At 30.9% G+C, this 13,309-nt stretch carries 16 protein-coding genes, 3 pseudogenes and 1 riboswitch; of the genes and pseudogenes, 10 read left to right on the forward strand and 9 right to left on the reverse strand.

The genetic code is table 11. From position 1 onward, the window contains the following. The first annotated feature begins 252 nt into the window (after positions 1 to 252). Entirely contained in the window at positions 253 to 1,662 is a 1,410-nt protein-coding gene (menE, locus tag DYE57_RS04940) for an o-succinylbenzoate--CoA ligase (protein ID WP_115313076.1), read from the forward strand. Beyond that, positions 1,652 to 2,653 (forward strand): o-succinylbenzoate synthase, encoded by a 1,002-nt coding sequence (menC, locus tag DYE57_RS04945; protein WP_115313077.1) that lies wholly within the window; start codon positions 1,652 to 1,654, stop codon positions 2,651 to 2,653. The genes menE and menC overlap by 11 nt, the downstream gene beginning before the upstream one ends. Here menC and yidD read toward each other — a convergent pair. Then, positions 2,650 to 2,898: a membrane protein insertion efficiency factor YidD gene (yidD, locus tag DYE57_RS04950; protein ID WP_165417885.1), complete on the reverse strand. Its 249-nt coding sequence runs from the start codon at positions 2,896 to 2,898 to the stop codon at positions 2,650 to 2,652. The genes menC and yidD overlap by 4 nt on opposite strands. Positions 2,899 to 2,969: 71 nt before the next feature. On the opposite strand from yidD, the gene ytkD reads away from it, so the two are divergent. Then, on the forward strand, positions 2,970 to 3,437 hold the full coding sequence (ytkD, locus tag DYE57_RS04955; RefSeq protein ID WP_165417884.1) for an RNA deprotection pyrophosphohydrolase: 468 nt from the start codon (positions 2,970 to 2,972) through the stop codon (positions 3,435 to 3,437). Beyond that, the gene (locus tag DYE57_RS04960; protein WP_115313080.1) at positions 3,424 to 4,218 is read left to right on the forward strand and encodes an alpha/beta hydrolase family protein; all 795 of its coding nucleotides are present in this window, start codon (positions 3,424 to 3,426) and stop codon (positions 4,216 to 4,218) included. The genes ytkD and DYE57_RS04960 overlap by 14 nt, the downstream gene beginning before the upstream one ends. 90 nt (positions 4,219 to 4,308) lie before the next feature. On the opposite strand, the gene DYE57_RS12805 is transcribed toward DYE57_RS04960, so the two are convergent. The 3 genes and pseudogenes from DYE57_RS12805 to DYE57_RS12815 form a co-directional block, all read right to left on the reverse strand. Then, a complete protein-coding gene (locus DYE57_RS12805) occupies positions 4,309 to 4,638 on the reverse strand; it encodes a phosphoenolpyruvate carboxykinase (ATP) (protein ID WP_425262406.1) in 330 nt (109 codons plus the stop codon). Continuing rightward, positions 4,622 to 5,110: a phosphoenolpyruvate carboxykinase (ATP) gene (locus DYE57_RS12810; RefSeq protein WP_269780151.1), complete on the reverse strand. Its 489-nt coding sequence runs from the start codon at positions 5,108 to 5,110 to the stop codon at positions 4,622 to 4,624. The genes DYE57_RS12805 and DYE57_RS12810 overlap by 17 nt, the downstream gene beginning before the upstream one ends. Beyond that, a pseudogene (locus tag DYE57_RS12815) lies at positions 5,094 to 5,819 on the reverse strand (phosphoenolpyruvate carboxykinase (ATP)). Before DYE57_RS12815 ends, DYE57_RS12810 begins: the two are co-directional and overlap by 17 nt. A gap of 211 nt (positions 5,820 to 6,030) precedes the next feature. Next, a riboswitch (SAM riboswitch) is annotated at positions 6,031 to 6,142 on the forward strand. Positions 6,143 to 6,251: 109 nt separating this feature from the next. On the opposite strand from DYE57_RS12815, the gene metK reads away from it, so the two are divergent. The 3 genes and pseudogenes from metK to DYE57_RS04980 all read left to right on the forward strand — a co-directional run. Beyond that, positions 6,252 to 7,451 carry a methionine adenosyltransferase gene (metK, locus tag DYE57_RS04970; protein WP_115313081.1) on the forward strand — a complete coding sequence of 400 codons (1,200 nt, stop codon included), beginning with the start codon at positions 6,252 to 6,254 and terminating at the stop codon, positions 7,449 to 7,451. Between the two features lie 103 nt (positions 7,452 to 7,554). Further along, positions 7,555 to 8,463 carry a hypothetical protein gene (locus DYE57_RS04975; protein ID WP_115313082.1) on the forward strand — a complete coding sequence of 303 codons (909 nt, stop codon included), beginning with the start codon at positions 7,555 to 7,557 and terminating at the stop codon, positions 8,461 to 8,463. Between the two features lie 163 nt (positions 8,464 to 8,626). Then, positions 8,627 to 9,393, forward strand: a pseudogene (locus DYE57_RS04980) (aldo/keto reductase); the annotation flags it as partial. A 165-nt stretch (positions 9,394 to 9,558) separates the two neighbouring features. Here DYE57_RS04980 and DYE57_RS04985 read toward each other — a convergent pair. Genes DYE57_RS04985 through DYE57_RS04995 form a run of 3 tightly spaced genes read right to left on the reverse strand, consistent with a single transcriptional unit; the run spans position 9,559 to position 10,626 of the window. Then, positions 9,559 to 9,912, reverse strand: a complete 354-nt coding sequence (locus DYE57_RS04985) for a fluoride efflux transporter FluC (protein WP_115313083.1) — start codon at positions 9,910 to 9,912, stop codon at positions 9,559 to 9,561. Then, positions 9,909 to 10,274, reverse strand: coding sequence for a fluoride efflux transporter CrcB (crcB, locus tag DYE57_RS04990; RefSeq protein ID WP_115313084.1), 366 nt, complete (start codon positions 10,272 to 10,274; stop codon positions 9,909 to 9,911). Before crcB ends, DYE57_RS04985 begins: the two co-directional genes overlap by 4 nt. A gap of 46 nt (positions 10,275 to 10,320) precedes the next feature. After that, complete coding sequence (locus DYE57_RS04995; RefSeq protein ID WP_115313085.1) at positions 10,321 to 10,626, reverse strand: hypothetical protein; 306 nt, start codon at positions 10,624 to 10,626, stop codon at positions 10,321 to 10,323. A gap of 260 nt (positions 10,627 to 10,886) precedes the next feature. Between DYE57_RS04995 and DYE57_RS05000 the strand changes: the two genes are divergently transcribed. Together DYE57_RS05000 and DYE57_RS05005 are read left to right on the forward strand one after the other, a co-directional pair. Then, complete coding sequence (locus DYE57_RS05000; protein ID WP_115313086.1) at positions 10,887 to 11,600, forward strand: transaldolase; 714 nt, start codon at positions 10,887 to 10,889, stop codon at positions 11,598 to 11,600. Positions 11,601 to 11,753: 153 nt separating this feature from the next. Then, positions 11,754 to 11,963, forward strand: a complete 210-nt coding sequence (locus DYE57_RS05005) for a hypothetical protein (protein ID WP_115313087.1) — start codon at positions 11,754 to 11,756, stop codon at positions 11,961 to 11,963. 136 nt (positions 11,964 to 12,099) lie between these two features. Here the strand turns inward: DYE57_RS05005 and DYE57_RS12595 are convergent, their stop codons facing one another. Both DYE57_RS12595 and DYE57_RS05010 read right to left on the reverse strand, forming a co-directional pair. Beyond that, entirely contained in the window at positions 12,100 to 12,231 is a 132-nt protein-coding gene (locus tag DYE57_RS12595; protein ID WP_256728378.1) for a hypothetical protein, read from the reverse strand. Positions 12,232 to 12,238: 7 nt separating this feature from the next. After that, positions 12,239 to 12,711 (reverse strand): annotated as a pseudogene (locus DYE57_RS05010) (sigma-70 family RNA polymerase sigma factor). Between the two features lie 208 nt (positions 12,712 to 12,919). Between DYE57_RS05010 and DYE57_RS05015 the strand changes: the two are divergent. Then, on the forward strand, positions 12,920 to 13,138 hold the full coding sequence (locus DYE57_RS05015) for a hypothetical protein (RefSeq protein WP_115313088.1): 219 nt from the start codon (positions 12,920 to 12,922) through the stop codon (positions 13,136 to 13,138). Positions 13,139 to 13,309: the final 171 nt, after the last annotated feature.

Consider the following 13,309-nt stretch of genomic DNA (forward strand, 5'->3'; position numbering starts at 1 on the left):
ATCTTTTTTGAATATAAAGGTAAACATTATGAAATTTAGAGAAATTCATAATAACTAAAAATTTATTTATTATGAAAATACAAAATTATGATAATAATTAAATAGACAAATAAAAATGTTATAATGAATTGAATCATAATCATTTTTTCTCAACAATTATACTTTAAATTTATCTTCTTTAAAACTAAACTACTGATATTTATTAAGTAAGTAGTTATAATTAATATTGTATATAATTTGGAGGAATGTTGTGTGGACTTTTGGTTAAAAGATCAAGCTGAATTAAAAAAAGATAAATTGGCAATTGTGACTGATAAGTCTTCTCTTACATTTAAGGAATTATACGAGAGTGCTTATCACTTGGCGAGACATATTTCAGCACTTAAACAACCTAGGATAGGGCTGTATATAAATAATGATATTGAGTCGGTCATTCTGATTCACGCTTGTTGGCTAGCGAATGTTGAAGTGGCGATGATTAATACACGATTGACAAGCCAAGAAATAATCAATCAGTTAAAGTCAATCAATGTGAATACGATTATTTATACATTACCTATAGAATTAGATGATTTTAAGTTATACTCCTTTAATTCTTTAAAACAGTTGACGCCCCTAGATATTTCAACTAACGAATTTAAATTAGAAAATATCGCGTCAATTATGTTTACGTCAGGTACAACTGGTCCACAGAAAGCTGTACCTCAAACATTTAATAATCATTTAGCAAGTGCTAAAGGATGTGAACAAAGCTTAGGATATGATCAAGAAACGATTTGGCTTTCTGTTTTGCCTATTTATCATATTTCAGGTCTTACCGTGATTTTAAGAGCAGTGATTAAAGGATTTACAGTAAGATTAGTAAAAAAATTTAATTCTAATACTATGTTAGATATTATCAAAACCAATCATGTTACACACGTATCACTTGTTCCCCAGACATTAAAGTGGTTAATGGATGCTGGATTAACACAACCATATACTTTAGAAAAAATTCTACTTGGTGGGGCGAAGTTATCGTCTCATTTAATAGAGCAAGCTTTAAATAATCATTTACCGATTTATAACTCGTTTGGTATGACAGAAACATGCTCACAATTTTTAACAGCTTCACCAGATATGCTTGCAATATGTCATGATACAGTAGGAAAACCAAGTGATAACGTTCAAGTAAAAATTAAAAATCCAAATCATCAAGGACATGGTGAGCTGCTTATTAAAGGAAACAATGTCATGAATGGTTATTTATATCCTGAAAATTTACCAGATACTTTTGAGGATGGCTTTTTTAATACCGGAGATATAGCTGAAGTTGACAATGAAGGTTATGTTATGGTTTATGATCGACGTAAAGATTTAATTATTAGTGGTGGCGAGAACATTTATCCCTATCAAGTTGAGACAATAGCCAAGCGCTATAAAAGTATCTCAGATGCGGTTTGTGTGGGTAGAGATGATGATACATGGGGACAAGTTCCGGTCTTATATTATTTAGCTGAGGAAAAGATTAATCAAAATGATTTAGCTCAATATTTTCAAGAAAATTTGGCAAAATATAAATTGCCAAAAGCATATTATCACGTGACAGACTTACCTTATACATCCACTGGTAAATTACAGCGCAGTAAAGTTATGAATGAAGGTTTGGTATATGAAAATTAAATCAATTAATCTTTATAAATATAAGGAAGCTTTTAAATCCCCAATTATCACTCCCAAAATAGAACTTACTGAACGCGAAAGTTTATTCATAGAAATAGTCACACATGATGATCAAACATTTTATGGTGAATGTAATGCATTTGATACAACTTGGTATGCTGATGAAACAATTTTAACTGTTCAAAGGCAATTAAAAAAATGGATTCCACAAGTGATTGACAAAAATTTTGCTACATTTGAATCTTGGTTACCTTTTCTAAAGCAATTAGAGCCAACACCAGCCACAAGAGCAACTGTAGTCATGGCTATATACCAAATGTACCATCAATTATTTTCATTTGAGGTTGAATATGGAGCGACTGTTAATGGATTAACGCCAATGCAACTAGATACGTTAAAAAAGACTAAACCTAAACGTGTTAAACTCAAATGGTCTCCTAATTTAAATCATAATTTAAATGTTATTCGTGCTCTTAATCTAAATAATCACATCGCTATTGATGCGAATGAATCACTTTCTATTGATAATTTTTCAAAGATTAAGCAGTTAAATACAGGAGATATTATTTACATTGAAGAACCATTTAAATTAATGACAGAATTAGATTTAATTGATTTAACAAATTACCCAGCTATTGCTATTGATGAAAAAGCATCTTCAATTAGAAATATTTTATCAATCATTAATGAATATCCTATCGAAGTCGTTGTATTAAAACCCTTTAGACTTGGTGGAATTGATAAAATGTTAGAAATCATCGAAATATTAAAGAAACGAGGAATTCAATTTGTAGTAGGTGGTATGTATGAATTTGGTTTAAGTAGATATTTTACTGCGATGCTTGCCAAAGAAGGAGATTGTCCAGGTGATGTAACGCCTCAAGGCTACTACTTTTATGAAGATATTGTGAATGATTCTGGTATTTTAAAAGAGGGATTGATTTACTTCAATCCCCCTCAAGTGAATCAGTCAAAACTTAAAAGACTTTAGTGTTTATGTTTAGCAGTAGAATGTTTATCTTTTTTTAATGGTACTGGATCAAATCCACCTTTATGAAATGGATGACATTTAAGAATACGACGTATACCAAGGTAGAGTCCCTTAAATGCGCCGTGGTATTCTATTGCTTCTCTTATATATTCAGAGCATGTAGGGTAAAAACGACATGTAGGTGGTGTGAGTGGTGATATATAACGTTGATAAAACACTACCAATGATAGAAATATCTTTTTCAATATCGCATTTAAACCTCCTACGAAGAATTTAATAATTACATTTTAACACAGGATGAGGGGAAGTGAGGAACGTGAACTTTTGTGATAAAGATGGGAGAGAAGTTGTGCTTAATTATAAGGATGATGTCGACATACCGAACGGTAATCACGTTCTTGCAGTTCCAGTATTTAATGACAAATTATTGTTTACGAAACATAAACATCGAGGTATAGAACTTCCTGGTGGTAAAGTCGAAAAGAATGAAAAAAGTATAGATGCAATTTTAAGAGAACTACATGAGGAAACAGGTGCTATTCCAAAAAAGACACACTATATTGCGCAATATCAAATCAAAACGAAGGATAAATCACTATTTTTAAAAGATGTTTTCTTTATAGAAGTAAGTCACATTGAAAATTCATCTAGCTATTATGAAACAAATGGTCCATGTCTTTATGTCAAAATTGATGATATTCCATACGAACAGCGGAGTTTTTTAATTGAAGACGCTGCAATCTTACATTGTTTGGAAAGGGTGAGGGAACTTGGATTTTATTAAAGTTAAAAAGATGCCAATTGACTCTCATACACATAATTTTGAAGAAGCTACCTATCAAGTTGATGCGTTAAAAGTTAAAGCGCTCATGATGATGCCAAAATTTAAAAAAGATGTTAAAAGAATTGTCGTATATTTACGCGGTGGAAAAGGACAAGTTGGCAAGGATAGAGCAGCAAGACTTATGCAATTTGCAGATGCACATACTTTAGTCATAGGTCCGTACTATAGAGGAAATAACAGATGTGAAGGTAAGGATGAATTTTATCATGGAGACTTAAATGATGTCATTCAATTGATTCGACTGTTACACCACCAATATCCATATGCTTTTATTCATATGGTTGGTTTTTCGCGTGGTGGTTTTCAAGGACTGCTTACTTTTCAAGACTTACCTGTCAATAGTTATATAATATGGGGTGGGGTATCGGACATTTTTTCAATGTATGAAGAACGTGTTGATTTGAGAGGAATGTTGCGTCGTATGGTTGGGCATCCCAAAAAGAATAAATCTGCCTATCAACAACGAGATGCAGTTAGATATATTCATAAAGACAGTCCACCTATACTTATTATTCATGGTGGAAAGGATGTTCAAGTAGGCATTCACCAAGCTTATGATCTAGAGGGAAAGTTAAAACGCAAAAGCGTTGAATATCAAACGTTCTATCAACTTAAAGAAGGACATGTACCTAGACCAAAAGCTATGAAAGAAACTTTAGGTAAGATTCATGAATGGATGAAGATAATAGAAGAAAATCAAAAGATAAAGCCATTTCCATAAATATAAAAATGTAATATAAAAGTAGTAAAGTCCAACAAAGTGAGATACTCGGTTGGGCTCTTTCCAATTTAAAATGATCAAATGAATCAATTATTTATTAAAGGCGCCTTTCTTGGCAATATGTTCTACTTCTGAACCAAACTTTTTAAAGTTTTCTTCAAAACGATTGATTAAGTTTTGTGCTTGTTCACGATATTTATCTTCATCACTCCAAGCATTCACTGGATCTAGGATTGTTTTCGGAACATCTTCAATTTCTATAGGTATACTTAAGTCGAATGTACTGTCTTTTTTATATTCAATATCTTTGAGTTTTCCTGAGATAGCTTGGTTGATCATTTGACGTGTGTAATGCAAGCTAATTCTTCGCCCAACACCATATTTTCCATCAGTCCAACCTGTGTTAACTAAAATAAACATTGATACCATGTTTATCAATTAAATCACCTAATAAATTTGCATAAACTGTAGGATTTAATAGTAAAAATGGAGCACCAAAACAAGTAGAGAATAAAGGTTCGGGTTCAGTCACTCCACGTTCAGTACCTACAAGTTTAGACGTAAATCCGCTTAAGAAATGATACATTGCTTGATCTTTTGTTAATTTTGAAATTGGAGGGATAACACCAAATGCATCAGCTGTTAAGAAAATAATTGTATTTGAATGAGCAGCTTTTGATGGTAAGACAATATTATCAATATGGTTTATAGGATATGCTGCTCTTGTATTTTCAGTAAATTGATTATCTTCGAAATCTGCGGTGCCATCATCTTTTACGACAGTATTTTCTAAGACTGTACCATATTCAATAGCATTATATATTTGAGTCTCTTTTTCTTTAGAGAGATTAATAGCTTTGGCATAACATCCACCTTCAATGGTTAAATACACCTTTTTTATTCCAACCGTGTTCATCATCACCAATGAGTTTACGGTTAGTATCGGTTGAGAGGGTAGTTTTTCCAGTTCCTGATAAACCGAAGAATAGTGCTACATCGCCTTTTTCTCCGACATTTGCTGAACAATGCATACTCATAATGTCTTACATTGGAAGAAGATAATTCATTACTGAAAAAATTCCTTTTTTCATTTCTCCTGCATATTCAATTCCGCCGATTAATATTAAATGAGATGATGACAAAAGTTTCTGAATGTGTACTATCTATTTCTGGTCTGCTTTAAAATGAGGTGCGGAAACAATTGTAAAGTTAGGTTTGATAGTTTTAGCTTCTTCAATTGAATCAGGTCGAATAAACATATTATGAGCAAATAAATTATGCCATGCTAATTCGTTAATAACCGTTAATTTTAAACGTGTATCTTTATCACTACCTGCATAATCATTAAAGACATATAACTCTTCTTTGTTATCCAAATAATCTAAAACTTTGTTGTAGAGTTTTAAGAATGTTTCTTCATTTATAGGTTGATTAATGTCGCCCCAATCGACATTATCTCTATATGAAGGTTCTGTAACTATAAATTTATCTTTAGGTGAACGTCCAGTATATTTTCCTGTATTAGCATTAATTGCTTCAAGTTCCGTAAGTTGACCTTCATTGTTGTTTAAAATCTTGTTGTATAGTTGTGTTGTTGACAGTTGATGATTTCTTTAATAATTGATTTATTTTGGTTGTTTCTGTGTATGTGTCCATTGACATACTCAATCCCTCCAAGCAATAGTAGCAATGTAAGCCTTTACATTTAGATAGTATAACAACAGTTTGATTAATCCACCTTAAAAATGAATAGCTGAGTAAACGAAAATTGACATTAACCTTTGAATTAGGTAGTATTATTTTTAACGGATTCTCTTATCCTGAGTGGTGGAGGGACATGGACCCAATGAAACCCAGCAACCTCTTTTATGTAAAGAAAGGTGCCAAACCGTTTTGCAGACACATAGCGTCTGAACGATAAGAGCGAATGGACGTTTAAGAGCCTTCTCTCTATCTTTATAGTGAAGAAGGCTCTTTTATTTAGCTCATATATTATAGAGAATTTTCGTAATTAATTTTAAAAGGAGCAAAACATGATTTATAATAAACGATTATTTACATCAGAATCAGTAACTGAAGGTCACCCAGATAAGATAGCTGACCAAGTTTCCGATGCTATTTTAGATGAAATTCTAAAAGATGATCCAAACGCGCGAGTGGCTTGTGAAACAACGGTAACAACTGGAATGGCACTTATTTCTGGAGAGATTTCAACTTCAACATATGTAGACATACCAAAGGTTGTTAGAGAAACAATCAAAAATATAGGGTACACAAGAGCTAAATTTGGTTATGATTTCCAAACGATGGCTGTACTTACTGCTATTGATGAACAATCTCCAGATATTGCACAAGGTGTGGATAAAGCGCTTGAATATCGTAATGATATTTCTGAAGAAGAGATAGAAGCTACAGGTGCAGGTGATCAAGGGTTAATGTTTGGATATGCAACGAATGAAACTGACACCTATATGCCTTTACCAATTTATTTATCTCATCAATTAGCAAAACGTTTATCAGATGTACGTAAGGATGAAATTTTAGATTATCTTCGTCCAGATGGTAAAGTACAAGTAACTGTTGAATATGATAAAGATGACCAACCTAAACGTGTTGATACAATTGTTGTTTCTACACAACATGCTGAGGACGTAGAATTAGAACAAATAGAGAAAGACATTAAAGAACAAGTCATTTATCCAACTGTTGATGAAAACTTATTAGATGAACATACAAAATTCTTTATTAATCCTACTGGACGTTTTGTTATCGGAGGACCACAAGGCGATGCTGGTTTAACAGGGCGTAAAATTATTGTAGATACTTATGGTGGTTATGCTCGACACGGTGGTGGTTGTTTCAGTGGAAAAGATCCTACTAAAGTCGATCGTTCAGCAGCATATGCAGCAAGATATGTCGCTAAAAATATTGTTGCTGCAGAATTAGCTAATCAATGTGAAGTTCAGCTTGCGTATGCGATTGGTGTAGCCGAACCTGTTTCAATATCTATTGATACATTTGGTACTGGAAAGGTTTCAGAAGCTCAATTAGTTGAGGCAGTAAGAGATCATTTTGATTTAAGACCTGCAGGTATCATTAAAATGTTAGATTTAAAACATCCTATTTATAAACAAACCGCTGCATATGGTCATTTTGGACGTACAGATGTTTTACTACCATGGGAGAAACTAGATAAAGTGAATTTACTTCAAGATGCTGTCGAATCAAAATAGCTTTTATTATTAGGGTATAAAGAAAATTAGTTTAAATGTCGAAAAACAGTAATTTTTCTATTATAATAAAAGTTATTGAAATGGTTAAAGGAGAGTTGTTGTGATGAGTTTATCTTCACCAATAGTTATAGGCTTAATTGTTGCGATTATTGTAGCTATTTTATTCTTTATACTTTTTTTATTTGCACATAGTAGTAAGAAAAAAGTTAAAGTACGAACAGAAGCATATTATAAAGAAAAAGAGCAACATATGAAAGAATCCCACGAGGAAGCCTTGGAAAAAGAAAGAGTAGAAAACAAAAAGGCTGTCACGAAACAAAAAGAGGATTATGAAGCGACAGTTAGTACAAAAAATCGCGAAATAGATGCGTTAAAACTTTTCTCAAAAAATCAAAGTGAATATGTCACTGATATGAGATTAATTGGAATTCGTGAAAGACTTGTTAAAGAAAAAAGAATTCGTCCAGAAGATATGTACATCATGGCCAATATTTTCTTGCCAAGTAATGAATTCAATAATATAGAACGTGTGAGCCATCTTGTGCTAACAAGAACGGGTCTATATATTATCGATTCTCAATTACTAAAAGGTCACGTTTATAGTGGAATAAGCGCTACTCAATTCAAAGAATTACCAACTATGTCTCAAGTTTTCCAGACACTTGATTTAGATGAATCAACACCTCAAACATTAGTGCTAGATCAAAATGATGATCAACAATCTTTAACATTTGTGAATTATTCTGAAAAGATTAAGTGTATTGAGCAACTTGCTGGTGATTTACAAAATGAATTAAATACCAAATATACGCCAACTTCCATTTTATATTTTAATCCTAAAAATGAAGGTGATGTTACAATATCTCATTATGCGCAATCATCAAATGTTAAAGTATTAGTAGGATCAGAACAATTAGATGAATTCTTTAATAAGTTTGTATTCCATGGTCGTATTCAATATAATGTTGATGATTTACAACATATTATGGACAAGATTGAGTCATTCAATTAAAAATAGAATTAAATCATAAAGATATTTGTAATTATCAATACTATATACTCTCAAACATTTTCTAATACGTTAATGTTTGAGAGTTTTTATTTTATTAAAAAAGGGGTATTGAATAAGAAAACACATGACTATCAGTTTGAAGTATTTAAGGAGTGAATGAGATGAAAATAGTGATGAATGTAAAAATGCAGTTAAACATGCGATTGAGAATGGATACAGAAGGTATAGACACTGCGAAGGTCTATGGGAATGAGGAGATGGTTGGTCAAGGCATCAAAGAGGCATTAGAATCTACAGGTTTAAAACGAGAAGAGTTATTTATCATTTCAAAGTTATGGCTTGAAGATTATGAACGTAATAATGTTGAAGATGCTTATGAAAATTCTATTCAACGATTAGGATTAGATTATTTAGATTTATATCTTATGCATTGGCCTGGTACAAATGAAGCTGTGATGATTGATACTTGGCAAGCTATGGAAGATTTATATAAACAAAATAAAGTAAAAAATATTGGTGTAAGTAACTTTACTCCTGAACATTTTGAAGCGTTACTCGCTCAAGTTTCAATAAAACCAGTCATTAATCAAGTTGAGTTTCGTCCATATTTGACTCAAAACGAATTACGTAAATACTTAGAGGCACAAAGTATCGTTATGGAATCATGGTCTCCACTAATGAATGGTGAGATTCTTAAAGATGATACAGTTAATGAAATAGCTAAAGAAATAGGACAGTCACCAGCTCAGGTAATTATCAGATGGAATATACAACATAATGTAGTGGTTATTCCTAAGTCTGTAACTCCTAGTCGTATTGAAGATAATCTAAATGTCTTTAATTTTGAATTGACCAAAGAACAGATGGAAAGAATCGATCAATAAAGATAAAAGAATAGGCCCTCATCCATTGGAATTTAATGAAAAATAAATGAGTAAAAAGCCCTGGTAGGTAAAACTGATAGGCACACCAAAAGTTAGACTAAAACTCTAGCTTTATGAGTGACTAACAAAATTTTTCTTACCGTGGCTTTAATACATATATTTAAATTTTAAATATATATAAGTGATTTCGGTGAGTTTTGATTATTACTTTTTAAATATGAAAACCAATATAACAAGCGATAAAACCGATAATAAATTGCAAAATTGAGTATCCTATAAAATGTAAAATTCTAAATTTAGGCGTTAACATTTTTACTAATTCAGATGAGAGAGTAGAAAATGTTGTTAAACCGCCAAGTACACCTGTTATAAAGAGAGGGGACAGCCAATGATTTGAAATTGCAGTTCCCATCGTTAAACCAATTGAAAAACTACCTAATATATTTACGATTGGTGTAGTAATTGGTATAGACGAATTAAAATGACGTTGGCACACATTTGTAACGAAAGCTCTTAATACAGCACCAATCCCTCCTCCTCCCATAACTAGGAGTGCAATAATCATGATAATTTACCTCCTATTGTGACACCGACATAACACAAAAGAACACCCAACAAATAACTTGTTAAACCGTATACTAATAGTACAATAAAATGTTGTTGCTCAAATAGAGTTACGAGCTCGAATTGAAAGGTCGAAAAAGTAGTTAATGCACCTAAAAATCCAGTAGTCAATCCTTTTTTAATAATTGGGTACTTCTTAAAATAAGATATTACAAAACTTCCAATAAATCCCATGAAAAAAGCACCTAATAGATTGGCAATAATAGTACCAAAAGGTATGACTGATCCATGATTAAGTATTGATAAAATATAACGAATGAATGCTCCTATAGCTCCACTTATAAATACATATATGTATTGCATGGTTATTTCACCTCAAATAATTGAATTTAAAATATCTTCTTTTTACTTAAAAAATAAATCCGAAAGTATGTAATGAAGAAAAAATATGAATGATAATCACAATTAAAATGATAATGGGTAAAAGTTTGCTTGCAACTTTAATCCAATCGTTACTTTCTTTAGAATATTTGATTGATTTATCCGCAAAAATAATAGCTATAATCAGAATGATAATATTTACTAAGCTAGTAGCAATCATAACTTTCATAAAAGAGCTAAATATATGACTTAATAACGTATTATTAGTATTAAAGAAAAAACTAACAATTAGAGTTATTAAACTTAGATAGAAATATTTTTTTGAACGTGACATATGTTACCTCCATGCTATACATTATTCCAATATATTATCACATTTTTAGAAAATAAGAATAGCGAAAATAAATTTTAAATAGATGTTTCCATTTTAATATAAATGCAAATTATTCGCTTCCATCACGTTGCCATGATATAAATATTTAATTACAAAGCCGTGTTAACCATAATTCTTACCATTATTTGAATATATATACATAATTTTATAATTACATATGAATTATTGTTGTACATGTGAACTTCAGGAGGAGAAATAACATGACAAAATTAAATATTGAAGTTTTTGCAGATGGTGCAGATATTGAAGAAATGAAAGTAGCATATCAAAATAAACTTGTAGATGGTTTTACGACTAATCCAAGTTTAATGGCTAAAGCTGGTGTAACTGATTACAAAGCTTTTGCTGAAGAAGCAGTGAAAGAGATTCCTGATGCTTCGATTTCATTTGAAGTTTTTGCAGATGATTTAACAACAATGGAAAAGGAAGCTGAGATTTTAAAGCAATATGGAGATAACATATTTGTTAAAATTCCAATTGTGACAACTAAAGGTGAGTCAACATTACCTCTTATTAAACGTTTATCTGAAGATAACGTGAGAATAAATATCACTGTCGTTTATACAATTGAACAAGTTAAAGATATAATAGAAGCAGTGAAAGAGGGAGTTCCTACTTATGTTTCAGTCTTTGCAGGACATATTGCAGATACGGGTGTTGATCCACTACCATTGATGAAAGAGTCAGTTAAAGTGACGCACAGTAAAAAGGGAGTCAAATTACTTTGGGCAAGCTGTCGAGAGGTTATTAATGTAATACAAGCTGATGAAATTGGTGCTGATATCATTACGTGCCCATCTGATGTCGTTAAAAAAGTAAACAACAATTTAGGCCGTGATATTGAAGAACTTTCTGTAGACACTGTTAAAGGATTTGCTAAAGATATTCAAAGTTCAGGTTTATCTATTTTATAAACTAATAAAAATCAAAGAGCAATCTAGCAATGATATATAGTCAAGCTAGATTGCTTTTAATGTTTAAAGATATATAAAAGCTACATTGAAAGGTTACTATAATTCATATATGATTTATTAGAGTCTTAAAAATTGAGGAGAGAATCCTATATAATGAATAAAAATTTATTTAATGAAAAAGTAAAGAAACAATTGTGGTTTTTAAATTCTAAGGAAGAAAAGCAATTGAATGAAAGACTGATTCAAAAAAGTGGCAATGAAAATGTTGATTACAACAAACCTATTAAATTCTCTCATCAGTATTTAAAACGATATGTGTTTAAGGAGAAAAGCGTAACCTCATCTAATGTAATATTTGATTGATGCACGTTTTGGTGTAAGTGGAAATAAAATTGTGTCTGAATTAATATAAATTGGTATAAGTTTATTAGTATTTCAGATTTTTTTAGCCAATGCAATTTGATTTTGATAATTTTTTTGATGTAATTTTAGAAGGTAATTAATCGTTTTTCAGTTGAGAAGGTAATGTGATTTGATACAAAGCGTGTTGAATTAGCGTTGTAATTTCTGAAGAAATTGCAGTTTGAACGTAGAGAACATCTTGTGTAGACATACATTTCATGTTATTCATTCCTTTATCATTTTTTCAAGTGGAGTTGTAAATGAAACTTAGTTGCAGATTTAATTTTTTTAATAGTAGACGGAGATAAATTCATTAATTGGGCAATTTCATATTGTTTGTAACCTTGAAGGAAAAGTGATAACCAAAGATGTTCGCGAGGAGATAGGTGTCGAGTTAATTCTTCTAATAGAAGTTTTGAATCATTGATAGTGGTCGTAGGCACTTGGTCAATGTGATTAAGGATGTCGATATTACACGTATCTAATCGAAGACTTTTTTTCTAAATGTATCTATTAAATAAAATTTTAGTCGAATAAATAGGTAACTGTGTAATGAGGAAGATTGTTGTTCATCGAAGTTAAGTATGAGTTGCCACATTTTGATATGTAAACATTCATAAAATTCATCATAATTATAAGTGATTTGGTAGCTTTTTAACAAATAATGTATTATTTTGTTATATTTTTCGTATGCTTCTTTAAATTTCATGTATTGTACTCCTATTTATGCGCATAAACTATATTTCCGGATAAACTAAAATTAACTTATACTTATAAAAATTATCATTTGCGTAATTGACTAATAAGGTGTTAAATAGTAAGCATAGACTTAATAAATGCACAATAATTTAACATAAGTAAGACTTCAAATGATGAATATAACATTATTGATATGAATGATTAAAAGGGGGGGAAGAATGGATTACGCACACTTAAATTTAGAACATTTCTTTGCACGCAATGATGATTTAGATGTGATAAGAGATCGTTCAGATTTCGTTATGATAAATAATTTTACAAATGAAATGAAATATCGAGATGGTGAGATTGAAGGAACTATCGATTTAAATCAATATTATTACAAAAATCGTTCCCAAGCTGTTAGTTTCATTATAATGGACTATCAAAAATCGTAGTAATTTAAGTATAGAATATAAGGTTAATAACCATAATAATTAGGATGTTTACATTTGACGTTATTTTTAATTTTATAATTAAAAATCTTAGCTATAACAATAATTGACATGCATTTAGTTGTGGATATAGTGTGAAGAGTTTATAATGTGCTCCATATAGACAAATTTAAG

The organism is Staphylococcus saccharolyticus (assembly GCF_900458815.1).
GTDB classification, from domain to species: Bacteria; Bacillota; Bacilli; order Staphylococcales; family Staphylococcaceae; genus Staphylococcus; species Staphylococcus saccharolyticus.

Excerpts from the sequence above, each read along its gene's own strand:
- DYE57_RS12805 (WP_425262406.1), bottom strand. The coding sequence starts at position 4,638 with ATGTTTATTTTAGTTAACACAGGTTGGACTGATGGAAAATATGGTGTT.
- DYE57_RS04985 (WP_115313083.1), bottom strand. The coding sequence starts at position 9,912 with ATGATTATTGCACTCCTAGTTATGGGAGGAGGAGGGATTGGTGCTGTA.
- DYE57_RS04975 (WP_115313082.1), top strand. The coding sequence starts at position 7,555 with ATGAGTTTATCTTCACCAATAGTTATAGGCTTAATTGTTGCGATTATT.
- DYE57_RS12595 (WP_256728378.1), bottom strand. The coding sequence starts at position 12,231 with ATGAATAACATGAAATGTATGTCTACACAAGATGTTCTCTACGTTCAA.
- DYE57_RS05000 (WP_115313086.1), top strand. The coding sequence starts at position 10,887 with ATGACAAAATTAAATATTGAAGTTTTTGCAGATGGTGCAGATATTGAA.
- crcB (WP_115313084.1), bottom strand. The coding sequence starts at position 10,274 with ATGCAATACATATATGTATTTATAAGTGGAGCTATAGGAGCATTCATT.
- DYE57_RS05005 (WP_115313087.1), top strand. The coding sequence starts at position 11,754 with ATGAATAAAAATTTATTTAATGAAAAAGTAAAGAAACAATTGTGGTTT.
- DYE57_RS04995 (WP_115313085.1), bottom strand. The coding sequence starts at position 10,626 with ATGTCACGTTCAAAAAAATATTTCTATCTAAGTTTAATAACTCTAATT.
- DYE57_RS05015 (WP_115313088.1), top strand. The coding sequence starts at position 12,920 with ATGGATTACGCACACTTAAATTTAGAACATTTCTTTGCACGCAATGAT.
- metK (WP_115313081.1), top strand. The coding sequence starts at position 6,252 with ATGATTTATAATAAACGATTATTTACATCAGAATCAGTAACTGAAGGT.
- menC (WP_115313077.1), top strand. The coding sequence starts at position 1,652 with ATGAAAATTAAATCAATTAATCTTTATAAATATAAGGAAGCTTTTAAA.